Below are 25,381 nucleotides of genomic sequence, written 5' to 3'. Positions count from 1 at the left end.
CGGGGAGGGGCGGCAGGCGATGGCGAACGAGGAAGCGCTTCGGATCAGCGAACTGACCGGCGAGCCGATGCCGGGCGGGCGGGAAGTCGCGCCATCGAAACGCCGTGGCTTTCGCCCCGGTTTCGGGCGGCTGACGCTGATCGGCGTGCCTTATCTGTGGCTGCTGCTGCTGTTCCTGCTGCCGTTCGCCATCGTCTTCAAGATCTCCTTCTCCGACATCACGATCGCCATCCCGCCCTACACGCCGGTGTTCGACGTCGCCGACGGGATCGCCGGAAATCTCGCCAAGCTCAGGGAGTTCACGCTCCAGAACTACGGCTTCCTGGCCACCGATTCCCTCTACTACCTGTCCTATCTCTCCAGCCTGAAGATCGCCTTCGTGGCGACGGTGATCACGCTGCTCATCGGCTTTCCCCTGGCCTACGGCATGGCGCGCGCACCGCGGGAGTGGCGGCCGCTGCTGGTCATGCTGGTGATCCTGCCGTTCTGGACGAGCTTCCTGATCCGGGTCTACGCGTGGATCGGGATCCTCAGCCGGGAGGGGCTTCTCAACCAGTTCCTGATCTGGCTCGGCATCCTCGACCCGGCCAACCCGCTGGTCATCCTGTCGACCAACACGGCCGTCTACATCGGCATCGTCTACTCGTACCTGCCGTTCATGGTGCTGCCGCTCTACGCGACGCTGGAGAAGCTCGACGAGACGCTTCTGGAAGCCGCCAGTGACCTCGGCTGTCCGCCCTGGAAGGCGTTCTGGCAGATCACCGTTCCGCTCGCGATCCCGGGCGTGATTGCCGGCTGCTTCCTGGTGTTCATCCCGGCGGTTGGCGAGTTCGTCATCCCCGATCTTCTCGGCGGGTCCGAAACGCTGATGATCGGGCGCACGCTGTGGACGGAGTTCTTCAACAACCGCGACTGGCCCCTGTCGTCGGCGATTGCGGTGGTCCTGCTCCTCATCCTGGTGGTGCCCATCATGTACTTCCAGCACCATCAGGCGCGCCTGCAGGAGAGCGATCGATGAGACGCGGCCCGAGCTGGTTCAACATCACGTCGATCGTGCTGGGCTTCGCCTTCCTGTACCTGCCGATCGTGCTCCTGGTGATCTACTCCTTCAATGCGGGCCGTAACGTCGCGATCTGGGAGGGCTGGTCGACCAAGTGGTATTTCGCGCTGCTGCAAAACGAGCAGCTTCTGTCGGCCGCCTGGGTGACGCTGCGGGTCGGCCTGCTGTCGGCCACCGTCGCCACGGTGCTCGGCACGATGGCCGCGCTCGCGCTCATCCGGTGCGGCATGTTTCGCGGTCGCACGCTGTTTTCCGGAATGGTCTACGCGCCGCTGGTGATGCCGGACGTGATCACCGGCCTGTCGCTGCTGCTGCTGTTCGTCGCCGTCGGCTTCTCGCGCGGCTTCTGGACGATCACCATGGCGCACATCACGTTCTCCATGTGCTACGTGGCCGTCGTCGTGCAGTCGCGGCTGATCTCGTTCGACCGATCGCTGGAGGAGGCGGCCCTCGACCTCGGTGCCACGCCGGCGAAGGCGTTCTTCGCCGTCACCCTGCCGATCATCGCCCCCGCCGTCGCCGCCGGCTGGATGCTCGCCTTCACGCTGTCGCTCGACGATCTGGTCATCGCGTCGTTCACCACCGGCCCCGGCGCCACCACGCTGCCCATCAAGATCTACAGCGCGGTCCGGCTGGGCGTGTCGCCGGAGATCAACGCCGTATGCACGCTCCTCATCGGGATCGTCACCATCGGCGTGATCGGGGCGTCGCTGTCGATGAAGCGCAAGGAAGTCCGCCGGCGCCGCGACGAGCAGATGGCCTACGCCGGCAGCGGCGCGACATAGAACCTGTTCGCGAGGGCTGAGAGTCGCACTGCCGCGGACGGGACGGGCTTCAGTCCTGCGGCCGCGCGCGCGTCACCCGCTCCGCCGCCTGACCGCCGGCCGCGAGCGCGCCGACGATCCCGCCGGCCCCGGCATAGGCGGATGCCAGCAGCAGGCCCGGCACCGGCGTGTCGCAGGAGCGCGGATAGCCCTTCCAGATCGGCGTCTGCGGCGGCGACGGCGCGAACCCGTAGACGGCGCCGCCCGGCGCGTTCAGCGCGCGGGCGTGGGTGGATGCCGTCGCCAGCATGCGGGACGTGATGGCCGCCGCAAAGCCGGGGAACTGCCGTTCCAGCTCCGCCTCGATCGCCGACATCCAGGCGTCGCGCCGATCGTCGGCCGCGGCGGGATCGAGGCCGTCCCAGTTCGCCACCCGGTCGACGCCGACGATGGTCACCAGGTACGGCGGCTCGCTCGGGCCGCTCTCGATCGACGCATGATCGACCACGTCGAGCAGGGGGAGGGCGGTCCCCGGCATGTCGGCCATGAGGGCCGCGCACTCGGCGACCTGCCCCAGCCGCTCCATCCACTCCGGCACCAGGATGGTCGAATGCGACCCGACGCCGACCTCGGATGGCTTGCGCGCCAGACCGAAATGGGCGGCGAACAGCGAGATGGACAGGGCCTTGCCCCGGAAGGCGTCGACGAAACCGGTGCGTGCGTCCGGGGGCAGCATGCCGGTCACCACCGTCGGCGCGGCGTTGGCGAGCACCACATCCGCCCGGATCTCCTCGACACCGCCGCCATCGGCGCCCTGGTGCCTGACGCCGCGCACGGATCCGTCGGCGCCGAGGAGGATCTCCGTGACCTGTCGCCCGGAGTAAGCTGTGCCGCCGTTCTGGCGGATCACCTCGACGAGGCGGTCGGCGAGGCTCTGCGCGCCGCCGCGCAGGCTCGCCTCGCCATGGGCGATCCGGTCGGACTGGGCGACGGCGAAGGCGGGCCACCAGAGATCGGCGGCATTGTCGTCGTAGGACAGAAGGTTCGCGGCGAGTGCGACCTTCGCGCCCTCGTGGCCGTCCAGCGCACGGTCGAGCACATCCCCGAGCGAGCGGTTCCAGCCGGAGACGATCGGCCAGACGTCGCGGGCCATGCGCGGGGCATGGGCGATCATGCCGGCGGTGCCCCCGGGCGTGGCGGCGGTGCGCATGGCGCGTGCCACCCGGCCGATGTCGTCGAGAACGCGGGTCGCGCCGCGGGCGGCGTCCGGGAAGCGCTCCGCCATGGCCGCCTTGGCGGCCTCGAAGCCGAACGGCAGCCGGAACGGATCGCCGACCGGACCGCCGCGCACCTCGTAAAGGTGCGGCACATGGACCAGCGGCAGATCGTCGAGGATCCCGAGTTCGGCCAGATGGCGCTGGGTCGGGTCGCCGCCGGGCGCGCCGTCCCCGGTTGGCTGGGTGAGGGTCAGGTCGGCGCGGCGGTGGGTCGCGGCGGCGCCGCCGAAGTGGTCCGAGCGCTCCAGCAGGGCGACCGAGTAGCCGCGCCTGGCCAGCAACGCGCCGGCCATCAGCCCGCCGACCCCGGATCCGACAACGACGACGTCGACGGTGCTCATGGGCTGCCGGGGCGGCCGGCGTCCGACGGGACGATCAGGGGCGGCGTGGCGGCGCCGCCGCCTGCCGCCGGAACGAAGGTCGTGTGCGGGTAGGGGATGGAGAGGCCCGCGGCCTCGACGTCGACCTTCAGGCGGCGGGTGAAGTCGGTCTTCAGCGCCCAGAGATCGCCGGCCGCGCACCAGACGCGCAGCGACAGCGTGACGGCGCTGTCGCCGAGCTCGGACACGTAGACGAACGGCGCCGGCTCGGAGAGAACGCGCGGATCGCTGCTCGCGATCTGCATCAGCGTGGCGAGGCCTTCGTCGACCGAATCCTCGTAGGAGATGCCCACCGACACCTCCAGCCGCCGGGTCTGGTAGACGGAGTAGTTGGTGACGGTGGTGCCCCAGGCGCTGCCGTTGGGCACGATGATCTGCACGTTCTCGGGGGTGGCGAGCTCGGTGGTGAAGAGGGTGATCTCCTTCACCGTTCCGGACTGTCCGGCCACCGTCACGTAATCGCCCTGCTTGAACGGGCGGAACATCAGGATCATCACGCCGGCCGCCAGGTTCGACAGCGTTCCCTGCAGGGCAAGGCCGATCGCCAGCGACGTGGCGCCGAGCACGGCGATGAGGCTGGTCGTCTGGAAGCCGAACAGCTGCAGGACGGCGATGCCCACGAACGCCAGCACGAAATAGTAGGCGAGGCTCGACAGGAAGGCGTGCACCGTCGGGTCGACGCGCCGCGTCCGCTCCAGCATCTGCCTGACGAGGCGGCGGACGACTTTCGCCACGCGCCAGCCGACGACCAGGATCACCAGCGCGTAGATGACGGAAAGGCCCTGGAGCGTCAGCCAGGCAAGGATCGGCTCGATGACCGAATTGGCGTCGGTGCTGACCTTGTCGATGATGTCCAACGTTGGCTCCCTCGCTTGCCATCGATGTCGCTGGCGCGACGTGTGCGTCCCTTCATGCCGCGCGGGCGGCGATTCTTTCGGCGCGCACCCTAACCCGGGGCGCGCGTCGGCTCACGGTGAAAGTGGCTCGCGCGCCGGAGGGCGGATCGGGCAAGCGCGGACAAAGAAAAGGGGCCGGCGTTGCCGCCGGCCCCGAAGTGGGCGTCGTCGGATCGGCGAACCCCGAAGGGTCCGCCGATCTCGGCCGTCGCTTGGGAGATCAGAAGCCCATGCCGCCCATGCCGCCCATGTCACCGCCGGGCATCGCCGGGGCGGCTTCCTTCTTCGGAAGCTCCGCGACCATCGCCTCGGTGGTGATGAGCAGCGAGGCGATCGAGGCGGCGTCCTGAAGGGCGGTGCGCACGACCTTGGTCGGGTCGATGATGCCCTTCTCGATCATGTTGACGAACTCTTCCGTCTGGGCGTCGAAGCCGAGATCCGGGTTGGAGTCCTCAAGGATCTTGCCGACCACGATGGAGCCTTCGGCACCGGCGTTCTGGGCGATCTGACGGATCGGCGCCTCGAGGGCCCGGACCACGATCGAGATACCCGCCTGAACGTCGGCGTTGTCGGACTTCAGCTTGGAGATCGCGGCCTTGCAGCGCAGGAGAGCGACGCCGCCACCGGGGACGATGCCTTCTTCGACGGCAGCGCGGGTCGCGTTGAGCGCGTCGTCGACGCGGTCCTTGCGCTCCTTCACCTCGACCTCGGTCGCACCGCCGACGCGGATGACGGCAACGCCACCGGCGAGCTTGGCCAGACGCTCCTGCAGCTTCTCACGGTCGTAGTCCGAGGTGGTCTCCTCGATCTGCGCCTTGATCTGCGACACGCGGGCTTCGATGTCGGACTTCTCGCCCGCACCGTCGACGACCGTGGTCTCGTCCTTGGTGATGGAGATCTTCTTGGCGCGGCCGAGCATCTCCGGGGTGACGCTCTCGAGCTTGATGCCCACGTCCTCGGAAATCACCGTGCCGCCCGTCAGGACCGCGATGTCCTGCAGCATCGCCTTGCGACGATCGCCGAAGCCCGGCGCCTTCACGGCCGCGACCTTCAGGCCGCCGCGCAGCTTGTTGACCACCAGGGTGGCCAGCGCCTCGCCCTCGACGTCCTCGGCGATGATCACCAGCGGCTTGCCCGACTGAACGACCGCCTCGAGAACCGGCAGCATCGCCTGCAGGTTGGAGAGCTTCTTCTCGTGGATGAGGATGTAGGGATCCTCGAGGTCCGCGATCATCTTCTCGGAGTTGGTCACGAAGTACGGCGAGATGTAGCCGCGGTCGAACTGCATGCCTTCGACGACTTCGAGCTCGGTCTCGAGCGACTTGGCTTCCTCGACGGTGATGACACCCTCGTTGCCGACCTTCTGCATGGCCGACGCGATCATCTCGCCGATTTCCTTCTCGCCGTTGGCGGAGATGGTACCGACCTGGGCAACCTCGTTGGAGGTGTCGATGGAGCGCGAGCGGCTCTCGAGGTCCTTGATGGCCTCGGCAACGGCGAGATCGACGCCGCGCTTCAGGTCCATCGGGTTCATGCCCGCGGCTACCGACTTGGCGCCTTCCTTGACGATCGCCTGGGCGAGCACGGTCGCCGTGGTCGTGCCGTCACCGGCCAGGTCGTTGGTCTTCGAGGCCACTTCGCGCACCATCTGGGCGCCCATGTTCTCGAAGCGGTCCTCCAGCTCGATCTCCTTGGCGACGGTGACGCCGTCCTTGGTGATGCGCGGGGCGCCGAACGACTTTTCGATGACGACGTTGCGACCCTTCGGGCCGAGCGTCACCTTGACGGCGTTGGCGAGGATGTCGACACCGCGGAGCATCTTGTCGCGGGCTTCGAGCGAAAACTTAACTTCTTTCGCAGCCATGGAATTGTTCCTTCATGTCAGTGCGATGGGGGACGTCGCGGGAGCCTCGGCGGCCTGCCTTACGCGAGAACGCCCATGATGTCGGATTCCTTCATGATGAGGAGATCCTCACCATCGATCTTCACTTCGGTGCCGGACCACTTGCCGAACAGCACCTTGTCGCCGGACTTCACGTCCGGGGCGACGATCTCGCCCTTGGAGTCGCGGGCGCCAGCGCCGACGGCGACGACTTCGCCCTGCTGCGGCTTTTCCTGAGCGGTGTCCGGAATGATGATGCCGCCGGCCGTCTTGGTGTCGGACTCGATGCGGCGCACGACGACGCGGTCGTGAAGAGGACGGAAATTCATCTCTTGCTTCCCTCTTGAACTCGGTAGCGGACGGGCGTCCGCCTGGTGGGATCGGAGCAGGCCGTCGGCCGTCCGAGGAGCGACCGCCAGCTTCGCTAGCACTCATCAGAGGTGAGTGCTAGCGACGGGCCTGACGTAGGCGGGGCCGCCAGACCTGTCAAGGGATCAGGCGGACAGCTTTTTTCGTCGCCCGATCACACGCCGCATGTGGGCATGGTTCGCTAATCCGCAACGGTCTGTTCAACGTCCGCCCCTCGTGTCCGTGAACCCGCACGGTTATCTGGGTGGATGAAACGCAGAGCCCATTTCCGGGCTCGGTCTGCGAGGAGTACGATCAATGGCGAAGGTTCTGGTTCTTTATTATTCGAGCTACGGCCACATCGAGACGATGGCGAAGGCTGTCGCGGAAGGGGCGCGTGCCGAGGGCGCCGAGGTCGACATCAAGCGCGTTCCCGAACTCGTTTCGGAAGAGGTCGCGCGGGCGTCCGGCTACAAGATGGATCAGGAGGCTCCGATCGCCCAGGTCGACGACCTGAAGAACTACGATGCGATCATCCTCGGCGTGCCGACCCGGTTCGGCGTGATGTCCGCCCAGATGAAGAACTTCTGGGACCAGACCGGCGGCCACTGGATGTCCGGCGCGCTCGTGGGCAAGGTCGGTTCGGTGTTCGCCTCGACCGCCACCCAGCACGGCGGGCAGGAGACGACCATCATCTCCACCCAGACCATGCTTCTCCACCATGGCATGGTCATCGTTGGCCTGCCCTATGCCTTCGGCGGTCTCCTGAAGATGGACGAGATCAGTGGCGGCAGCCCGTATGGCGCCACCACGCTTTCGGATGGCGACGGATCGCGGCAGCCGAGCGAGAACGAGCTGGCGGGTGCCCGCTACCAGGGCGGACACGTCGCGAAGATCGCGGCCAAGCTCGCCGCCTAGCACGCGCTCAGCGGTCGCGCGGGGGATCCACATAGGGCGCCCGCGCGGTCGCACGTCCCGCCGGCTCGGCACGGTTCGGCCGCAGCGCGATCAGACAGGCGGCGACGATGACCGCCGCCCCCGCCAGTGTCTCGGCGCGTGGAATTTCCGAGAAGAAGACGAAGCCGAACGCCGCCGCCCACAGGAAGCCGGTGTATTCCAGCACGCCGAGGCGGGCGGCCGGCGCCCGGGCAAAGCCGGCCGCGACCGCGAGCTGGCCGGATGCGCCGAGACAACCGATCAGCACCCCCAGCATGAGACTGGTCTGGTCGAGGGGCTCCCACACCGCCACCGCGAGCGGCGTCAGGATAAGCCCGGCCGTCGCGGTCTGCAGAAGTACCATCGTCGGTGGCCGGTCGGTCGCCGCCTGCCGGCGGATGAGCACCGCCACCAGCGCGTAGCCGAAGGCGCCCGCGAGGGCTGCGGCAAAGCCGCTCATCTGGTCGCGCGACACGCCGACCCGCAATTCCCCGCCGAAAATCACCAGCACGCCGATGAAGCCGACGGCGATCCCGAACCAGATCCGGGGATGGATCGGTTCGCCGAGGAGCAGCCATCCGAGGATGGCGATGAAGAACGGGGCGACGAAGGCGATGGCGATCACCAGAGCCAGCGGCAGCACGGCGATCGCATAGAAGAAGGACAAGGCCGTCGCGGCCACGATGGCGCCGCGGAGGGCGTTGGCGCCCAGCGTGCGGCGGGTCAGTCGCTGCGGACGGGCGAGGAACACCGGGACGAGGACGACGGTCGCCGTCACGTAGCGCAGCCAGACCGCCTGCAGCAGAGGGATCAGCATCGCCTGCATCTTCATGCCGGCATCCATGGCCGACAGCAGCCCGATGGCCAGCAGAACGAGCGCGACCGGTGCGAAGCCCGTTTCGTTTCTCATCACGGCGCCGGCGCGCGATCGTCGATGTCGCGCGTGTAGGCGAACTCCCACGTGTCGGAGGCGTCCGGTACGGCGCGGCTCCCGGGCAGCCGCACGAACCCGTTGCGCTCGTAGAAGCGGTGCCCCTCGGCAAAGCGGGTGTCGGTCCACAGGCGAAGCCGCGTGCCCCCTCCGGCCCGCGCAAATGCCACCGCTTCGGAGAGCATCGTTCCCGCGCGGCCACCGCCTCGGGCTTCCGGCAGCAGGTAGACCTTGAAGAGCTCGAACACCTTCGGATCCGGTGTCCGGGCGACCGCCAGCGACCCGACGATGCGGTCGCCGCTCGCGGCGATCCACAGGCGTCCGTCGCGCGCCGCATAGTGGGACGCGGGGGCGTCGAGCTCCGGAAACTCGTCCGGCACGAAATGGCAGTTGGGGTAGTCGGAAAAGATCGTCGCGATGACGTGCGCCATGGCTGGCCCGTCGGAGTCCGTCGCGGGACGGAAGCAGATCTCGGTTGTGGACATCGGAAGATCCTGGCCCGTTGTGGCGCGACCCTCCGCTCATGCCTCCGCCATGCGGGGCGGTCAAGCAGCGTCGCCGATCTTCATCCCGGGAAGCGGCCGCGCCGTCTTGCAACCGATACCTTCGGATCGCATGGTACCTGCGATCGTGACGTGGGGGCCGCATGCAGCTGATCGCCAACATCTCGCTCCTGTTCACGGAGCGGCCGCTTCTCGAGCGGATCCCGTCCGCGGCTGCGGCCGGGTTCGACGGGGTCGAGATCCAGTTTCCCTATGACAGCGATCCCGAGCTGATCGCCCAGGCGGCGGCCGGATGCCCGATCCACCTGATCAACGCGCCCGCCGGTGACCCGGCTGCCGGAGACGTCGGCCTGTCGACCGATGCCGGGCGGGTCGAGGGATTTCGCCAGGGCATCGATGTTGCGCGGCGCTACGCCGACGTGCTCGGCTGCCGGATGGTCAACGTGCTCACCGGCCGTCCGCCCGCGGGCCAGGCCGCCGATGTAACCCGTCGGGTTCTGGTGGAAAATGTCCGGGCACTGGCCGATGCGCTCGCGCCGGACGGCCGCCAGGTGATGGTCGAAATGGTGAACCCCTTCGACGTCCCGGGATACTTTATCGATAATCTGGAGGATGCGCTGGATCTGCTGGCCGAGATCGACCACCCGGCGGTCAGGCTGCAGTTCGACCTCTATCACGTCGCCCGAACGGAGCCGGACCTGATCGCGGCCATCTACCGGGCCGCCGACGTGATCGGGCACGTGCAGTTCGCCGACCATCCGGGGAGGCATGAGCCCGGTACCGGCGAAGTCGACCTGACGACGGCGTTGCGCCTGCTGCGATCGGTCGGTTATGCGGGCGCCGTTTCCGCGGAATACCGGCCCGCCGGCCGAACGGAAGCGGGGCTCGGCTGGATGCATTCGCTGCGCCAGGCGATGGTCGCGCGGCCGAGTGCGTGATCCCGCGACCGGACGGCGGGGCAGGCGAGCGTCAGGGGAAGTGAACCGGCGCGCACCTCAATGCGCGCCGATCCGGTCGGATCCAGGTCCGATTTTCGATGGAGACGCGGGCAGAGCTCCTGCGTCCGGGATCGGGTCGATCCGAACGCGAGGGGCCTTACGCCGTCTTCTCGGCCAGCAGGGTCTCGGAGCCGGCCGCCGACGCGATCGCCTCGATCACGGTGACCGCCTTCTGGCGGACGCTGGCATCCTCGATCTGGGAGAAGGCCCGCAGAAGCCGCACGGTCGCCGAATCGTTCAGCGCTTCGGAGAGCGGCGAATCCACGCCGCTGATCGGGCCGGGCTTTACGCCTTCGGCGCCTTCGAAGAAGTAGCTGATCGGCACCTGCAGCGCGATCGAGATGTCGTGCAGCCGGCTGGCACCGATGCGGTTGGTGCCGCGCTCGTATTTCTGGATCTGCTGGAAGGTGATCCCGAGCTTTTCCGCAAGCCGCTCCTGGCTCATGCCCAGTTCGAGGCGCCGAAGCCGCAAACGGGTGCCCACATGATAGTCGATGGAGTTGGCGGAACGCTGGTTCTGCATCTTAATCTTTCCTGTCATCCAAACTGGCTTCCTAATCCAAAGGTAGATCGGAAGGCTTTCGTGAGGCCCGCATGTTGTGGGCGGTTGTGGGCACCGTCGGCTGGAAGCAGGTCCAACGGTCGGTTGTGGTCGGGGCGTCCGATCCGCCGGCCGCATGCGGCTGCTATCGGTCGGCCGGAACACAGCCTGGCATGATGTGTCTTGCGTCCTTGGGGCGTAACGGCCGCAAACCCTGAGACCTACGTGTGAACTCCGCTCAAGTGCGTTCTGGGTCGGCGGATGAGAGGCGCCCGGGGGCGGTCACATCGCAACGGTTGCACCGAGCCCGGCCGAAGCCGTGAACGGTGATGGGCAGGATGACGCGTCTTCACCTGGAATTATCGATTGATGCATGCCATTCGTTTTTGCGCAACCGGGGGGCGCAAGCAAGGCAGGTATGCAAAAAAACCTTGTCTATACTCGCCTAGACCTCAATTTCTCCATCCTAATGCAGTCGGCCGCGCGAATCCTGGCGGCCGGCGGCGTTCATACCCTCAGTCGTCCCTCTATCGGGAACATGCCCTTCGATTGTGGCGACAGACGTGGATTATCGATTATTTTGTGTCGAGGGTGCGGCAATCGCGACCGAGCCGATTTAAAGTGGTGCGACCGAAAGACGCTTCCTTGAATGGACGGCGGTCTCGCGCCACGCTGTCTTTCCCATGCGGAGGGGAATCGGTTTCCCGTCGACCGCCTTATCTGCCAGCGTTGCGGGGAACCTGTGACATCGAAACCAGTGACGGCCCATCACGACGATCCGATCGAATCCGGCTCGGCCGGTGGGGCTTCCGCCATCGACGGCAAGGCGCTGCGCCGGACGCTCGGCCAGTTCGCGACGGGGGTGACCGTGGTCACCGCCGCGCACCCGGTGACGGGCGAGATCGTCGGCATGACGGCCAACTCGTTTTCCTCCGTCTCCCTCGATCCGCCGCTGGTGCTCTGGTCCATCGTGCGTGAGGCGAAGAGCCTCGCCGTCTTCCTGGAGGCGACGCATTTCGCCATCAACATCCTCTCCGAGCAGCAGCTGGATCATTCCAACCGCTTCGCCCGGCCGGGGTCGGAGAAGTTCGCCGGCGTCGCCTGGCAGCCGGGACTGGGCGGCGCGCCGGTGCTGGAGGGGACGGCGGCGGTGTTCGAGTGCGCGCGCCACGCCGAACATGACGGCGGCGATCACATCATCATGGTGGGGAAGGTGCAGCGCTTCGCGCGGTTCGAGCGGGCCGGCCTGGTGTTCGCCCAGGGCCGCTACGGCATCACGGCCGAGCATCCCTGGGTGGAAAATCCGGCGACCGCGGCCCGGCCCGAGGCAAGCCCGCACCCCTACGACGATTTCCTGATCCCGCTTCTCTACAGGGCCTATTCGAACCTGTTTTCCGCCTTTTCGGAGCTTCTCGAGGAGGAGGGCACGAGCGGGCCGGAGATGCGCGTGCTCGCCTACCTCTCGTTCCGTCCGAGGGCGACCGCCGACCTCGTCAGCCGCGGCACCTATCTCGGCAACCAGACGACCGACGCGGCGATCACGACCCTCAGGGGGCAGGGGCTGGTGGCCGGATCCGGCGAGAGCGGGCTCAGCCTCACCGACGCCGGCACGACGCGGTTGAGCACGCTGTTCGCCCACGCGCGGCAGTTCGAGCTGGAACGTCTCGGATCGGTGGACGCCATCGAGATCGCCACCCTGAAGCGCCTGCTTCGGCGCCTGACGTCGCCGGAAGGCTAGAGCCCGCGATGGAGAGGGTTTCCGCGGACAGGGATCCCGCGGCCTCGCTGCCGCGTGACGTCAGCTGAGGTCGCGCTTCAGGAACGCTTCGATCTCTTCGGGCGGCAACGGGCGGGAAAACAGAAAGCCCTGGGCAAGGTCGCAATCGATCTCGGTGAGGTATTTCGCCTGCGACTTCGTCTCGACGCCTTCCGCGACGGTGACGTAGCCGAGCGCGTGGCTCAGCTTGATGATGGATTCGATGATCTTCCGGCTGCCAGGATCGGTGTCCATGCGCTGCACGAAGGACCGGTCGATCTTGATCTTGTCGAACGGCAGTTCGCGCAGATACCGCAGGCTCGAGTAGCCGGTTCCGAAATCGTCGAGGGATATGCGGACGCCCTTCTCCTTCAGGTCCGAAATCACCTGACGGGTGGTGTCCACGTCGATGATCAGGGCGCTTTCGGTGAGTTCGACATCCAGGCGCTCGGGCGGGAAGGGGGTCTTGGCCAGGCTCGTGAGGATCCGCTTGCTCAGCTTTTCGTCACGGAACTGGTAGGGAGAGATGTTGACCGCGATCCGCAGCGCCGGGTCCCAGCGCATGGCGTCCTTTGCCAGATGCCCGAGCATCAGGTCGAACAGGTCGTCGATGAGGCCGGAATCCTCGGCGGCGGAAACGAATGTGCCGGGGCCGAGCACGCCCTTCGTGGGGTGATCCCAGCGCGCCAGGGCCTCGAGCCCGACGACCTTCCGCGACTTCAGGTCGATGACGGGCTGGTAATAGGGACGGAAGTGGCCCTTGGTGAGGGAGTCCCGCAGTTGGCCGCCGATCTCCTCCATCGACTTGTCGAAGGTGGCGAAGGTGTTCCGGCCCGATGCCTTGGCCCGGTACATCGCCGTGTCGGCACTGCGGATCAGCAGCTCCGCGTTCTCGGCGTCATCGGGAAAGTACGCGATCCCGATGCTGGCGGTCATGTCCACCCGTTCGCCCTCGATGGTGAACGGGCGCGCCAGCGAAAACAGGATCCGTTGCGCCACGTGGCGTTCGATGTTCTTCTCGGGCGATGAGTTGATGATCACGGCATATTCGTCGCCGCCCAGTCGCGCGACGAAATCCTGGGGCCGGAGCGTCAGCACCAGCCGCTCGCCGATCGTGCGCAGCAATTCGTCGCCGAAGCCGTGCCCGTAGGTGTCGTTGACCGACTTGAAGCGGTCGACATCCAGGAAGAACAGCGCGAAGCGCGACCCGTGCATCCGGGAACCGACGATGCGCCGGTGAAGTTCCTCGAACAGCAGTCGGCGGTTGGGAAGCCCGGTGATCTCGTCGTAGCGCTCGAGCCGTTCGGCCGTGTGTTCGGCCAGTTCGCGGTGGTGGATCTCGTTTCTGACATCCCGTTCGCGAAGCGCCAGGATGACCATGGCGACGAGGCCTGCGACGAGGAGAACCGGAATGACAGCGTCCAGATGAAGGGATGCATGCGCCTGGCTGAAGCGGAAGAGACGCCCCATCGCGTCGATCGCCACGAGCCAGATGGCAAGCGCGATGCCCGCGAAGACCACGGCGAGATAGGCAGGCCGAAAGAGATATCCGCCCGAATGTCTGGGTTTCTTCCTCACGGTGTCAGCTTCCATCGTCCCCCCGGACATCGGCCGGCCGCCCCCACGGACACGCGAGCCTGGGGCTGTCGACGTCGGGAGCGCCTTGCTCCTGACGTTGCCTGGCTGCATTGCTGCCAGGCTTTGTTCGTTCTTAGTGCCATCCCGCATGAAACTCGATTGTCGGATGCCGAACTGATTAACGTCCGGTGCTCGGAAGCGTGACCTATCTATACAGATTGCGCGCGTTCGCGGGAAAGCAGGAGGACACCGTTGGTCGTGCGATGGTTCATCACGGTTGATTGCTCGGCCCAAACGATAGACACCGGCGGTGCGCGGCCATGGCCCCAGCGGCCGAGGCGCGCCTTGCGGGATCGGGTTACGAGGATCGACTGCAGATGAGGACCAACGCGGCTCGGCTGGGCTTCTATCTCTGGATGTCGCGCCTGCGCTGGCCGAAGAGCTACTTCGTCAAGGTGCTGGCGGTGTGCTTCCTGGGCACCCACGTCCCGCTCATCCTCACCGCGGTTGCCCTGTTTCTCGGCATGCGCGTGTCGGAAGCGTCGCTGCTGCCGTTGCTGGCCGTCCTGCTCGTGGCGACGCTGGCGGCAACGGGCCTGACGCTGGTTCTGGTCCGGCAACTGCTGGCGCCGATCCGCGCCGTCAGCGACACGCTCGATTCGTATCGGCGTCTCGGCATCATCCAGGAACTTCCCGAATCCGGGAGAGACGAGGCGGGCGCGATGATGCGCAACCTCAACAAGACGCTGCACGCCGTCGACGATCTGCGCGCAAATCTCGAAAACCTGTCGTTCGAGGATCCGCTGACCGGCCTCGGGAATCGGCGCTGGCTCCAGGCGCGTGCGAGCGACATGTTCAACCGCTGGACGGCTGATGTGCCGGTGACGCTGGCGGTGATCGACGTCGACCGGCTGAAGCTTCTGAACGACGGCTTTGGTCACAGTTTCGGCGATGCCGCCTTGCAGACCGTGTCGGAGAACCTACGCGGACGGCGCCGGGCCGACGATCTGGTCGCTCGCATCGGGGGTGACGAGTTCTGCGTCCTGCTGATGGGGCTGACCCCCGAGAGCGCGGCCGAGTGGCTCGAGGACGTCCGTGCGCAGCTGACCGATGTGATGGGTGCCGATGGCGTGCCGCTGTCGTTCTCGGCCGGTGTGACCAACCGCCGAAGCAACGACGAAGACTACGAGGAGATGTTCTCCCGGGCCGATCGCGCCCTTTATCTGGCGAAATCGGCCGGACGGAGCATCACCCGCATCCTCCATGCCGAGGACGTCCCGGCCGAGTGAAGGGAAGCGTTGGCCGCCTCATGCGGCTGGACCGGATGCGCACGGGGTCGTGCCGACGCCAGGCCGGATCCGCAAAGTCCTGTGATTTCAAGAATTGGGATGGTGCCGCAGGGGAGGATTGAACTCCCGACCTCACCCTTACCAAGGGTGCGCTCTACCACTGAGCTACTGCGGCCGACCGGTCGACATCGGGGCCGATCCTCCGCCGAAGCGGGTATCGTCCGTCAGGTGTCGGAGCGGTGCACTGCCCCGGGAAACGGCGCTGGACTTGACGGCGGAGCGATCCGACGCCATGCCGGGCGAAGCAGGCGAGGCGCGTTGTGCCACAGCAGCGGGCGGTGCGCAAGGCACACGGCCGCTACTTTGGCGGTGCCCACAGCCTGACGCAATCCTGCGGCCGCGATGCGGCCGGATGCGATCTCGATCTGGAGAAACAACGGCGTGAGCGACGAGACAGGCGGAGCGGCCGGGAAGCGGCGGCCCGGCGAGGATGAGCGGGCAAAACGGCTCGCCGAAGAACTGCGGGCAAATCTGAAGCGGCGCAAGGCGCAGGCCCGCTCCCGCAAGTCCGATGGGGGGACGAACACGCCCGCCGAATTGCCCTCCGATGAAAGCGGCAACGATGAGTGACGTGACCGAAGACGCACGCGTGCTGAAGGTCTTCTGCCCGGTGGCCCAGGTCGATGTCGACCAGGCGGCCGAGGCGCTGGAGGCGGCGCTCGAGGACGAGAGCGCGGTCATCACCCGCTACGAACTGGAGGATGACGGGCCCTGGTGCGTCGAGGCGCTCGTGTTCGGCATCGAGGATCCGGATGCCGCCTTGGCCCGCTTTCGCCAGCGCCTCGGTGATTCGCCCCTTTCGCGGGGCCTGAGGGCGGAGTGGCTGGGCGAGGAGGATTGGGTGGCCAAAAGCCTCGCGGGGCTCGCGCCCGTGCGTGCGGGCCGGTTCACCGTCCACGGCAGCCATGACGGCGCGCGGCTCCCGGCGTCCCGCTGGCGGCTGGAGATCGACGCCGGCCAGGCATTCGGCACGGGCCACCACGAGACCACCGTGGGCTGCCTGCGCGCCATCGAGGATCTCGCGCGGGCCGGACGCCTGCCGCCGACGGCGCTTGATCTCGGTACCGGGACCGGCGTTCTCGCCGCCGCGCTCGTGCGCCTCGGGGTCGGCTACGTGGTCGCGACCGACATCGATCCGGTCGCGGTCGCGGTGGCCGACGAGAATCTGAAGGGATTTGGCGTGGCCGGACGCGTGAAGACCGTCGCGGCGCCGGGCTTTGACCATCCGCTGCTGCGCCGCTTCCGGCCGGGGCTCATCGCCGCCAACATCCTGGCGAAGCCGCTGCTGGCGCTGGCGCCCACCATGCGCCGGCAGATCCAGCCTGGCGGCACGCTTGTCCTCTCGGGGCTGAGGCTGGTGGACGAACGTCCGATTCGTGCCATTTACGGCGCGCACGGCTTCCACTTCCGCCGCCACTACCGGATGGGGGCGTGGGTCACGCTGGTGTTCGCGGCCTAAAAAAAAGGGCGGCCTGCACATGGCGGCCGCCCAATGATCGGGTCCTCGGGAGGAAGAAAGGACCCGAAACTGTAGCGTCTCGTCCGCGAGGACGGTTGGGAGAGGGAGGAGGAACAGGGGCCCGGGCCCGCTCTGTTCCCGATCTCCCTGGCTCGTCGATCGCGGCAGACGACGTCAGGCCGGTTCGGCCTGACGCGGTGGTGATCCTAGAGGAACGGGTAGCCGCCGCCGCCCTGAGCTTCGAGCTCGGCGCGGTCGTAGCCGAGGCGCTCGAGCGACGCATCGTCGAGGCTCATCAGGTACGAATTGATGGCGCGCTCCGCCTGGCGCTGACGCGCTTCGACGATGCGGGTCATCAGCCGGTGGAAGACGTTGTGCTCGCGCGCGGAACCCGTCAGTCGGAAATCGCCGGTCGTGCTGGTCATGGCCATCTTGAAAGTCCTTTCCGTAGTGACGCTCGGTCCGGGGCGTCACGCTCAAATTCTGCAATGCAACATGAGAGCCTGCGGGCCTATGCGCAAGGCGTTGGGCTGCATGACTGCCCTGACAATATTGCAATGCACAATAACTCGTCTGGTTAGCGAGTGGCATTATCGGGGCCCAGCCGAAGGGGCTCACTGGCTGAAAAGCCTATGAAAATGCATGGAAATTTCCGGGTGGACGCCGGCCCGTCCAGGCGCGACACAGGCTTGAGCAAGCGGTCTGGCTGCGCAGCAGGGAAATCGGCATGTTTCAGAGTTTCGAAGACGGAGCGGATCCGAGCGTCGGGCCGGAACGCCTGGCGCTCCTGCGAGCGGCGCTGAATGAGCTCGGAGTCGGCGGGTTCATCGTTCCCCGGACCGACGAGTATCAGGGCGAATACGTTCCGGCCTGCGCGGAGCGGCTCGCCTGGCTGACGGGCTTCACCGGGTCCGCCGGCACTGCGGTGGTGCTGGCCGAGGAGGCGGCGATCTTCGTCGACGGCCGCTACACCACCCAGGTGCGCCGGCAGGTGGACGCGGACGCCTTCGCGCCCGTCGCCATCGCCGAGACGCGGCCGTCGGGATGGATCGAGACGCATCTGCCGGCCGGAGCGACGCTGGGGTTCGATCCGAAGCTGCACACGCGGGCCGAGGTCCGGCGGCTTGAAAAGGCGTGTGCCGCTGCCGGCGGGACGCTGGTGCCGCTTGGCGCCAACCCGATCGACAGCGTCTGGTCCGACCGTCCTGCGCCGCCGCTTGCGCCGGTGGAACTGCGTCCTGAAAGTCTCACGGGACGTGCGGCGGCGGACAAGATCGCGGCCCTGCAGGGCGATATCGTCAAGGCGGGCGCCGATGTCGGGCTGCTGACCGCGACGGATTCGATCGCCTGGCTCTTCAATGTGCGCGGCGGCGACATCCCCCACATCCCGGTGGTGCTCTCGTCCGCCCTGGTGCCGGCCGAGGGCCGGGCGACGCTGTTCGTCGATGCGCGCAAGCTTTCCAATGCGGTGCGCGCGGGCATCGAGGAGGTGGCCGATGTGGCCGAACCGGCAGCGCTGGCCGCGCGCCTCGCTGAGCTTGGGAAGACAGGCCGCGCGGTCCTGGTGGATCCGGACCTGACCCCGGAGGCGCATCTGCGTGCCATCGAGGAAGCCGGCGGCAGGCTCGTCGAGGCGGAGGATCCGGTGCTGGCCGCCAAGGCGGTGAAGACCGCCGCCGAGATCTCCGGGACCCGCGCCGCCCACCATCGCGACGGCGTGGCGCTGGTGCGCTTCCTGAAATGGCTGGACGAGAAGTCGGACGCCGACGGCTTCGGCGAGATCGAGGCGGTGACGGCGCTCGAGCGGTTCCGCGCCGAGACCGGTGCCCTGAAGGAAATCGCCTTCGACACCATTTCCGGAGCCGGCGAACACGGCGCCATCGTCCACTACCGGGTGACCAACCGCACCGACCGGCGGGCGGTACCGGGCGAGCTGTTCCTCATCGATTCCGGGGGGCAGTACGCCGACGGTACCACCGACGTGACCCGCACGGTGCCTGTCGGTGTGCCCACCGACGAGATGAAGGTGCGCTTCACCCAGGTCCTGAAGGGCCATATCGCCATCGCGACGGCGCGCTTTCCGGCCGGAACCTCGGGGGCGCAGATCGACGCGCTGGCGCGGATGGCGCTGTGGCGGGCGGGCTGCGATTTCGACCACGGGACCGGCCACGGCGTCGGCGCCTACCTGTCGGTCCACGAAGGACCGCAGCGGATTTCCAAGCTCGGCCACGCGAAACTGGAGCCGGGCATGATCGTTTCCAACGAGCCCGGCTACTACAAGCCGGACCATTTCGGCATTCGCATCGAGAACCTGGTGCTGGTGACGCCGCCGGCGCCGATCCCGGGCGGGGAGCGGGAGATGCTGTCGTTCGAGACGATCACGCTCGCCCCCATCGACCGCCGGCTGATCCTGCCTAACCTGTTGAGCGCGAACGAGATCGCCTGGCTCGACTGCTATCATCTGCGGGTGCAGGGGGCGCTGGCGGGCGACCTGGACGCGCGGGAACGCGCCTGGCTGATCGCCGCCACCCGGCCGATCGCGGGCTAGCCGCGGCCTTCGCTCCGCGCCCGAATTAGGTGCGCACGCGCGCGTTTTGCGCGCGCACAGGCCTGCGCGAATCTGCGCGTTCGTGCGCGATTTTGCGCGCTACAGGCCGGCGGCGCGCAGGAGCGCGGCGGTTCCGGCTCCGAGCACCACGACGGCCAGCAACGGCAGCCTGAGGGCCGCCAGTGCCGCGACCCCTCCGGCGACGAGTTCGGCGATCCCGCCGGTCAGCACCGCCGGAGCGACGAGGGCCGTCAGCACCGCGGCGGGGACCGCGTCGAGGGCGGCGCGGAGGCGGCCGCCCGTCGGGACGCGGTGCACCAGGGCGAGGCCGGCCAGCCGGGTGGCATAGGTGGCGATGGCCATCAGGGCGATGGTGACGGCCGTCAGCGGATCGAAGCTCATGCGACGGCCTCCGCGGCCCGGGGGGCCATCGCGGCCGCGACGATGCCGGCGAGCGCGCCGGCGGCGATGGCGTTCGGGCCGGTGGAGACCAGCGCCACCAGCGCCGAGACCACCGCCGAGACGGCGACCGTCAGCGCGAAGCGCGGGGCGTGCCGGAAGCCCATCAGCAGGCCGATGAAGAGGGCGGTGAAGGCGAAGTCGAGGCCGAGCCGGGCGGGATCGCCCAGCGCGCCGCCGACGAAGGTGCCGACGAGCGTGAAGCTCAGCCAGCAGCCGTAGAGCGTCACCGCCATGCCGAAATAGTAGCCGGGCGTCAGCTCCCGGATGGCGGCGCGGCGTTCGGCCAGCGCCCAGATCTCGTCGGCGAGGAAGAACAGGGCGAGCGGCTTCGCCCGGGGCGTGAAGGCGCCCATCTTCGGCAGCAGGGACACGCCCATCAGGATGTGGCGGGTGTTCACCAGGAACGTCGCGAAGACGATGGTGGCGACGGCGAGCGGCAGGTTCCACAGGTCCACGGCGACGAACTGCGAGCTGCCGGCGAAGACCGAGGCCGACATGAACGACGTCTCCAGCGGCGAGAGGCCCTTCTGGGCGGCCATGGCGCCGAGCAGCAGCCCGAACGGGCTGGCGGCCGCGGCGACGGGCAGGATGGCCAGGGCGCCGTCGCTCCACTGGGACGCGCGTTCGCTCGCGCGCTTGTCTGCGCTCATGGTCGACCCTTCGTGATCGGACAGGTGAGGGGGGAGGCGCCCCGGCGTCAGATGTGACGGTAGGCTCCGGGGGTGACGCCGACCCGCGCCTTGAAGGCGCGGTTGAGGTGGCTCTGGTCGTAGAAACCGCAGGCAAGGGCGACGTCGGACGGCGAGGCGCCCGCCGCCAGCCGGCTACGGGCGGCGCGGACGCGCCGGTCGGTCAGCCAGGCGTGCGGCGTCAGGCCCGTCGCCGTCCGGAACGCCCGGATGAGGCCGGTGCGCGACAGGCCGGCGACGCCGGCGAGGTCGGCGAGCGTGACGTCGCTGTCGAAGTGGGCGTCCAGATAGTCGATGGCGCGGGCGATGGCGGCCGATTCCGGCCCTACCGGCCGCGGCGCGATCCGTCCGTACCGATGCAGCGCCTCGCAGTAGACCGCCGTCAGCCCCTCGTCCTGGGCGAGGCTGCCATAGGGAGCGCCGAGCCTGCGGTGGGCGACGGCGAACCGCCGTGCCAGGTCGGGATCGTGGACGCGGGGATGGACGAAGCCGGTGATGCCGCGCGCCGGCGCGTCCGTCAGCTCCTCCACCAGCCCGTTGATCAGGTCCACCGACGGATAGGTCATCCGGTAGCTGTAGCCGTCGTCGGCCGGCTCGCCGTCGTGTACCTCGTCCGGATTGACGAAGCAGACGTCGCCGGCGACCGCATAGTGGCGCTCGCCGCGCACGCAGTAGGTCTCGCACCCCGCCTCGATCACGCCGATGACGTAGGTCTCGTGGGTGTGCGGAGCATAGGCATGGGTCCGGAAGGTCGCCGACAGGCATTCGAGCGCGTCGAAGCGCGGCGCCCGCCAGAATTCCACGCTTTCGCGGGCGCCGGCGGGGCTCTCTCCCAGTGCATCGAACTGCGTCATCTGATCCATGCGGGGAATATGGACGCTTCCCGACCCCGTCGTCTTGGAAAAAAGTCGCACCGGCGATGGTCCGACGCCGGCCGCACAATCTGCGGCGTTGTTGACCGGGGCGTTGCCTTGACTCGCCGCGTCAAGGGGTTCACCACACGATCGCTCCCCAACCTCCTTCCAGGCCCCGCGCCCACGGAACAATGACCAGTAAAAGCCCGATATCGGAATCCGTTGCGATTCCTGCCGACGACGCGGAGCTGCGCGAGCGCAACCTCGCGATGCCCGCCCTCTGCCTCACCGCCTTCCTGATCGGCCTCGTCGCCGCCGCCGGCGCGGTGGTCTTCCGGGTGATGATCTCGGTGACCCACAACGTGCTGTTCCTGGGCACGTTCGGGTGGAGTTACGACGCCAACCAGTACGATCCGCCGAGCCTTTGGGGCCCGTTCGTGATCCTCTCGCCGGTGGTCGGCGGCCTCGTCGTGGTCTGGCTGGTCAAGACCTTCGCGCCGGAGGCCAAGGGCCACGGCGTGCCGGAGGTCATGTACGCCGTCTACCACAACTCCGGAAACGTCCGCGGCGTGGTGGCGGTGGTGAAGTCGATCGCCTCGGCGATCTCCATCGGCTCGGGCGCCTCGGTGGGCCGGGAAGGCCCGATCATCCAGATCGGCGCGTCGTTCGGCTCGACCATGGCGCGCTGGATGAACCTGGCCCGCTGGCAGAAGATCACCCTGTTGTCCGCCGGGGCGGGCGCCGGTATCGCCGCCACCTTCAACACGCCGCTGGGCGGCGTGCTGTTCGCGGTGGAACTGCTGCTGCCGGAAGTCTCCAGCCGCACGTTCCTTCCGGTCGTCGTCGCGACGGCCACCGCGACCTACGTGGGCCGCATCGTGTTCGGCCTCGACCCGGCCTTCCTGGTGCCCGTCGCGGCCGATCCGGCGAGCTCGGCGATCTCCCCCGCCGCCCTGGTCGGCTTCGCGGTCCTCGGCGTCCTCGGCGGCGTCGCCTCCTGGGCCTTCATCAAGTTCCTCGCGAGCTGCGAGGACTGGTTCCCGAAGATGCCGGGCAACGACTACACCCGCTCCATCGTCGGGATGCTGATCGTCGGCCTCCTGAGCTACGGCCTGTTCTCCTTCACCGGCGAGTACCACACCGCCGGCGTCGGCTACGCCACGATCCAGGCGATCCTGAACGGCGGGCTGAACAGCGCGATCTTCCTGCTGGTGCTGCTGGTGGCCAAGATCATCGCCACCAGCGTCAGCCTCGGGGCCGGCGCCTCGGGCGGCGTGTTCTCGCCGTCGCTGTTCATCGGCGCGACGCTCGGTGGTGCGGTCGGCGCGGTCGGGGCGATGATCGCGCCGGGCGCGTTTTCCGTGCCGGAGTTCGCGGTGGTCGGCATGGGCGCGCTCGTCGGCGGCTCGACCGGCGCGTCGATGACCGCCATCGTCATGATTTTCGAGATGACGCGCGACTACAACGTCATCGTGCCGCTGGTGCTGGCGGTCGGACTGGCGGTGGGCGTGCGCCGCTACCTGATCCCGGTGAACATCTACACGGTGAAGCTCCGCCACCGCGGCAAGCAGATCCCGACGGTCCGCCACACCAACATGTACCTGGTGCAGCCGGCAAGCGAGGTGATGAGCGCGCGGTTCGCCATCCTGCCGGCGGAAACGACGGTCGCCGACGCCATCACCCTTTTGTCCGACAACAAGGAGACCCACGTCATCGTGTCGGAAGGCAGCCGGATCTCGGGCTACGTCCGCTTCGGCTCGGTCCCCTATCGTCCGGCCCACGACGGCCAGACGCTGAAGTCGGTGATGGCAACGGACTTCGTGGTGGCGCCGGAGACCAACAACCTCAATTCCATCATCACCCGCATGAACAAGCGGGCGCGCTCCTTCGCCATTATCCTGAAGCGCGACGGCGGCGGCGTGCCGCGGCCGGAGGACGTGGTGGGCGTGGTGGATTCCGCCGAGATCGCGGGTGCCGTGGTGAAGAACCACTACGCCTGAGCCGGCCGGGACGTTCCCGTTCCGGACGGCGCAGCCTCGCTCAGCCCGATCCCGAGCCGTCGCGCGGACGGTCGGGCGGGGCGGCGCCGCGCATGAGGATCTGCGCCTGGAAGAACGACCGGCCGAGGATGGCGAGCGACACGCCGTTGGAGATGGCGACGGTCAAAAGCAGGGCGATCGACAGGCCGTAGCCGCCGGTCAGCTCGAACACGATCATCGTCGTGGAGATCGGCGCGCCGAGCATGGCCGCCGCCACGCCGCCCATGCCGAGCAGCGAATACAGCCCCTCGCTGGAGGCCATCTCCGGGAACACCTTGGCGGCGATCAGTCCGAAGGCGCCGCCGGCCATGGCGCCGAGATAGAGCGACGGCGAGAAGATGCCGCCGCCGAAGCGCGACGCCAGCGAGATCGACGTGGCGGCCGCCTTCACCACCAAGAGCACCAGCATCGTCTTGATCGTCAGGTGGTTCTTCAGCGCCGCGTCGGTGGTCTCGTAGCCGACGCCCAGGATCTCCGGATAGAAGATGGCGATGGCGCCGATCACCAGCCCGCCCAGCGCCGGCATCGACCAGATCGGCAGGCGGGAATGGCGGGCGATCCACTCCGACCACAGGAGCGCCAGGTGAAACAGGATCGCCACCGCCGCGCAGGTGAGCCCCAGCAGCGCGAACGCCGGCAGCTCCCAGTACGACGTGATCTGGTGGGAGGGGATGATGAAGGCGGCGAAGTCGCCGAACCACAGCCGCGACAGAAGCGCGCCGATCACCGAGGAAATGACGATGGGCACGAAGGCGGTCAGCGCGTAGTGGCGCAGCACCACCTCGTGGGCGAACAGCACGCCGGCGATGGGCGCGTTGAACGAGGCGGCGATGGCGCTGGCGACGCCGCAGCCGAGCAGAATGCGCTTGCTGGCGTCCGGCAGCCGGAACACCCGGGAGATGTCGGTGCCGAGCGTCGCGCCCAGATGGACGACGGGACCCTCGCGGCCGGCGCTGGCGCCGACGCCGAGCGAGAAGGCCGTCAGGAGCGCCGACGAGATCCCCGGCCAGAACGGAAAGCTGCGTCCGACCTTGGCGCTCGCCTCGATCACGTCGGCGACGGCGTAGGTGCGCTGGAGCGGCTGCACGTATTTGAGCAGGATCCCGACGACGAGGCCGCCCGCCGCCGGCACCAGCAGGATCACCAGCGGCGACACGTGGGCCGCCGCGGTGACGACGTTCTCGCCGGTGGTGCCCAGCCACGGGAGCTGCACCAGGCCGATCAGCAGGCGGAAGAGGATGGCGGCCACCGCCACCACCGCGCCGACCACGAGGGCGAGCAGCCAGATGAGCGGCTGCCTGCCGGCGACGAACTTGACCAGGTTGGGGCGGATTTCGCTCCAGATCAGCGTGACGGGCGGATCGGCAGGGCTCCGCGAAGGGTCGTCCGGGCGGGTGGGGTCGCTCATTCTCGAGCCGGGTCCGTGGGCCGCAATGCGAATCGCTCAATAGGCGTCCGGCGGTCAGAATAGCACCGTCGCCGCGCCGGAGGCTTTACGATCGGGCGACCCGCAAGCGACGGGGGACCGCCGCACGACCGGGCGGCGACCGATTCGCCGTCTCGGCCGGAGCGGTTCGGGCCGTCCGGAGGGCGTCAGCCCTTTCCGGACAGGGTGATGGAACGGCCGATGCGTTCGGAGCGCGGCAGATCTCGGTGCGCCGCGAACGCCTCGGTGATCCGCGCGTCGACATCCGCCCCCCACGGCAGCGCCTTGCGGGCCTCCATGTCGATGTGGAGCAGCAGCGTCTCCAGGGTGGCGGCAAGGAATCCCTCGGTGGCGTGCCGCATTTCCTGGAAGGTGTGGATGCGCTTGTCGTCGTGGGCAACCAGCGTGGTGGTGACGGTCGCCAGATCGCCGAGGGTCAGCTCGCGCAGATAGGACACGTGGCTTTCGACGGTGAAGAACGACTTGCCCTCGCGCGCCCGGTAGTCGCCGCCGATGTCGACGGCGTCGAAGGCATCGTCCAGACCGCGGTCGAACAGCACGATATAGTAGGCAACGTTCATGTGTCCGTTGTAGTCGATCCAGCCTTCTTCCACCGCGAGGTCCGGTGACACGAAGGGGGCTTGGATGGTCGAAAGCGACATGATCAAGTCCTGTGTTCGTTCGCAAGGCGCGGCCGGCCGTCGG

Annotated in this window: 24 protein-coding genes and 1 tRNA gene; 10 read left to right on the top strand and 15 right to left on the bottom strand. The window is 67.9% G+C overall.

Annotated elements, in window-relative coordinates:
• Window positions 1-19 precede the first annotated feature (19 nt).
• Both AB7M35_RS07140 and AB7M35_RS07135 read left to right on the top strand, forming a co-directional pair.
• Complete coding sequence (locus AB7M35_RS07140; protein ID WP_453958415.1) at window positions 20-1,018, top strand: ABC transporter permease subunit; 999 nt, start codon at window positions 20-22, stop codon at window positions 1,016-1,018.
• Entirely contained in the window at window positions 1,015-1,845 is an 831-nt protein-coding gene (locus tag AB7M35_RS07135; protein WP_453958413.1) for an ABC transporter permease, read from the top strand. The genes AB7M35_RS07140 and AB7M35_RS07135 overlap by 4 nt, the downstream gene beginning before the upstream one ends.
• Window positions 1,846-1,894: 49 nt before the next feature.
• Here AB7M35_RS07135 and AB7M35_RS07130 read toward each other — a convergent pair whose 3' ends face one another.
• The 4 genes from AB7M35_RS07130 to groES form a co-directional block, all read right to left on the bottom strand.
• Entirely contained in the window at window positions 1,895-3,442 is a 1,548-nt protein-coding gene (locus AB7M35_RS07130; protein ID WP_453958411.1) for a phytoene desaturase family protein, read from the bottom strand.
• A complete protein-coding gene (locus AB7M35_RS07125; protein ID WP_453958409.1) occupies window positions 3,439-4,338 on the bottom strand; it encodes a mechanosensitive ion channel family protein in 900 nt (299 codons plus the stop codon). The genes AB7M35_RS07130 and AB7M35_RS07125 overlap by 4 nt, the downstream gene beginning before the upstream one ends.
• A 259-nt stretch (window positions 4,339-4,597) precedes the next feature.
• On the bottom strand, window positions 4,598-6,241 hold the full coding sequence (gene groL, locus AB7M35_RS07120; protein ID WP_453958407.1) for a chaperonin GroEL: 1,644 nt from the start codon (window positions 6,239-6,241) through the stop codon (window positions 4,598-4,600).
• 59 nt (window positions 6,242-6,300) lie between these two features.
• On the bottom strand, window positions 6,301-6,588 hold the full coding sequence (gene groES / locus AB7M35_RS07115; protein ID WP_453958406.1) for a co-chaperone GroES: 288 nt from the start codon (window positions 6,586-6,588) through the stop codon (window positions 6,301-6,303).
• A 337-nt stretch (window positions 6,589-6,925) separates the two neighbouring features.
• On the opposite strand from groES, the gene wrbA reads away from it, so the two are divergent.
• Window positions 6,926-7,525 carry an NAD(P)H:quinone oxidoreductase gene (gene wrbA, locus AB7M35_RS07110; protein ID WP_453958404.1) on the top strand — a complete coding sequence of 200 codons (600 nt, stop codon included), beginning with the start codon at window positions 6,926-6,928 and terminating at the stop codon, window positions 7,523-7,525.
• Between the two features lie 7 nt (window positions 7,526-7,532).
• Here the strand turns inward: wrbA and AB7M35_RS07105 are convergent, their stop codons facing one another.
• On the bottom strand, window positions 7,533-8,453 hold the full coding sequence (locus tag AB7M35_RS07105) for a DMT family transporter (RefSeq protein ID WP_453958403.1): 921 nt from the start codon (window positions 8,451-8,453) through the stop codon (window positions 7,533-7,535).
• Window positions 8,453-8,959 (bottom strand): GNAT family N-acetyltransferase, encoded by a 507-nt coding sequence (locus tag AB7M35_RS07100; RefSeq protein WP_453958402.1) that lies wholly within the window; start codon window positions 8,957-8,959, stop codon window positions 8,453-8,455. The genes AB7M35_RS07105 and AB7M35_RS07100 overlap by 1 nt, the downstream gene beginning before the upstream one ends.
• Before the next feature lie 161 nt (window positions 8,960-9,120).
• Between AB7M35_RS07100 and AB7M35_RS07095 the strand changes: the two genes are divergently transcribed.
• Window positions 9,121-9,915 (top strand): hydroxypyruvate isomerase family protein, encoded by a 795-nt coding sequence (locus AB7M35_RS07095; RefSeq protein ID WP_453958401.1) that lies wholly within the window; start codon window positions 9,121-9,123, stop codon window positions 9,913-9,915.
• A gap of 157 nt (window positions 9,916-10,072) precedes the next feature.
• On the opposite strand, the gene AB7M35_RS07090 is transcribed toward AB7M35_RS07095, so the two are convergent.
• Window positions 10,073-10,516 (bottom strand): helix-turn-helix domain-containing protein, encoded by a 444-nt coding sequence (locus AB7M35_RS07090; protein ID WP_453958400.1) that lies wholly within the window; start codon window positions 10,514-10,516, stop codon window positions 10,073-10,075.
• A gap of 742 nt (window positions 10,517-11,258) precedes the next feature.
• Here AB7M35_RS07090 and AB7M35_RS07085 point away from each other — a divergent pair.
• Window positions 11,259-12,254 (top strand): flavin reductase, encoded by a 996-nt coding sequence (locus tag AB7M35_RS07085; protein WP_453958398.1) that lies wholly within the window; start codon window positions 11,259-11,261, stop codon window positions 12,252-12,254.
• Between the two features lie 60 nt (window positions 12,255-12,314).
• On the opposite strand, the gene AB7M35_RS07080 is transcribed toward AB7M35_RS07085, so the two are convergent.
• On the bottom strand, window positions 12,315-14,144 hold the full coding sequence (locus AB7M35_RS07080; protein ID WP_453958397.1) for a putative bifunctional diguanylate cyclase/phosphodiesterase: 1,830 nt from the start codon (window positions 14,142-14,144) through the stop codon (window positions 12,315-12,317).
• A gap of 83 nt (window positions 14,145-14,227) precedes the next feature.
• On the opposite strand from AB7M35_RS07080, the gene AB7M35_RS07075 reads away from it, so the two are divergent.
• Window positions 14,228-15,139: a GGDEF domain-containing protein gene (locus AB7M35_RS07075; RefSeq protein ID WP_453958395.1), complete on the top strand. Its 912-nt coding sequence runs from the start codon at window positions 14,228-14,230 to the stop codon at window positions 15,137-15,139.
• Window positions 15,140-15,239: 100 nt separating this feature from the next.
• Here the strand turns inward: AB7M35_RS07075 and AB7M35_RS07070 are convergent.
• A tRNA-Thr gene (locus tag AB7M35_RS07070) sits at window positions 15,240-15,314 on the bottom strand.
• 266 nt (window positions 15,315-15,580) lie between these two features.
• Here AB7M35_RS07070 and AB7M35_RS07065 point away from each other — a divergent pair.
• Together AB7M35_RS07065 and AB7M35_RS07060 are read left to right on the top strand one after the other, a co-directional pair.
• The gene (locus AB7M35_RS07065; RefSeq protein WP_453958393.1) at window positions 15,581-15,769 is read left to right on the top strand and encodes a hypothetical protein; all 189 of its coding nucleotides are present in this window, start codon (window positions 15,581-15,583) and stop codon (window positions 15,767-15,769) included.
• On the top strand, window positions 15,762-16,658 hold the full coding sequence (locus AB7M35_RS07060) for a 50S ribosomal protein L11 methyltransferase (RefSeq protein WP_453958392.1): 897 nt from the start codon (window positions 15,762-15,764) through the stop codon (window positions 16,656-16,658). The genes AB7M35_RS07065 and AB7M35_RS07060 overlap by 8 nt, the downstream gene beginning before the upstream one ends.
• 206 nt (window positions 16,659-16,864) lie before the next feature.
• Here the strand turns inward: AB7M35_RS07060 and AB7M35_RS07055 are convergent, their stop codons facing one another.
• A complete protein-coding gene (locus AB7M35_RS07055) occupies window positions 16,865-17,089 on the bottom strand; it encodes a hypothetical protein (RefSeq protein ID WP_453958391.1) in 225 nt (74 codons plus the stop codon).
• Between the two features lie 296 nt (window positions 17,090-17,385).
• On the opposite strand from AB7M35_RS07055, the gene AB7M35_RS07050 reads away from it, so the two are divergent.
• Complete coding sequence (locus AB7M35_RS07050) at window positions 17,386-19,206, top strand: aminopeptidase P family protein (protein WP_453958390.1); 1,821 nt, start codon at window positions 17,386-17,388, stop codon at window positions 19,204-19,206.
• A 99-nt stretch (window positions 19,207-19,305) separates the two neighbouring features.
• On the opposite strand, the gene AB7M35_RS07045 is transcribed toward AB7M35_RS07050, so the two are convergent.
• From AB7M35_RS07045 to AB7M35_RS07035, 3 genes are read right to left on the bottom strand one after another with little or no spacing between them, the layout of a single operon-like run.
• Entirely contained in the window at window positions 19,306-19,608 is a 303-nt protein-coding gene (locus AB7M35_RS07045) for an AzlD family protein (protein WP_453958388.1), read from the bottom strand.
• Window positions 19,605-20,318, bottom strand: coding sequence for an AzlC family ABC transporter permease (locus AB7M35_RS07040; RefSeq protein WP_453958386.1), 714 nt, complete (start codon window positions 20,316-20,318; stop codon window positions 19,605-19,607). The genes AB7M35_RS07045 and AB7M35_RS07040 overlap by 4 nt, the downstream gene beginning before the upstream one ends.
• Before the next feature lie 47 nt (window positions 20,319-20,365).
• A complete protein-coding gene (locus tag AB7M35_RS07035) occupies window positions 20,366-21,220 on the bottom strand; it encodes an AraC family ligand binding domain-containing protein (RefSeq protein ID WP_453958385.1) in 855 nt (284 codons plus the stop codon).
• 182 nt (window positions 21,221-21,402) lie between these two features.
• Between AB7M35_RS07035 and AB7M35_RS07030 the strand changes: the two genes are divergently transcribed.
• A complete protein-coding gene (locus AB7M35_RS07030; RefSeq protein WP_453958383.1) occupies window positions 21,403-23,211 on the top strand; it encodes a chloride channel protein in 1,809 nt (602 codons plus the stop codon).
• A gap of 40 nt (window positions 23,212-23,251) precedes the next feature.
• Here the strand turns inward: AB7M35_RS07030 and AB7M35_RS07025 are convergent, their stop codons facing one another.
• Window positions 23,252-24,658, bottom strand: a complete 1,407-nt coding sequence (locus AB7M35_RS07025; RefSeq protein WP_453958382.1) for a chloride channel protein — start codon at window positions 24,656-24,658, stop codon at window positions 23,252-23,254.
• Window positions 24,659-24,843: 185 nt separating this feature from the next.
• The gene (locus AB7M35_RS07020; RefSeq protein WP_453958380.1) at window positions 24,844-25,338 is read right to left on the bottom strand and encodes a thioesterase family protein; all 495 of its coding nucleotides are present in this window, start codon (window positions 25,336-25,338) and stop codon (window positions 24,844-24,846) included.
• Window positions 25,339-25,381 lie beyond the last annotated feature (43 nt).

It is taken from the genome of Amorphus suaedae (assembly GCF_053629675.1).
The sequence above is the reverse complement of the archived record's forward strand: the minus strand, read 5'-3'. Positions and strand labels throughout refer to the sequence as shown.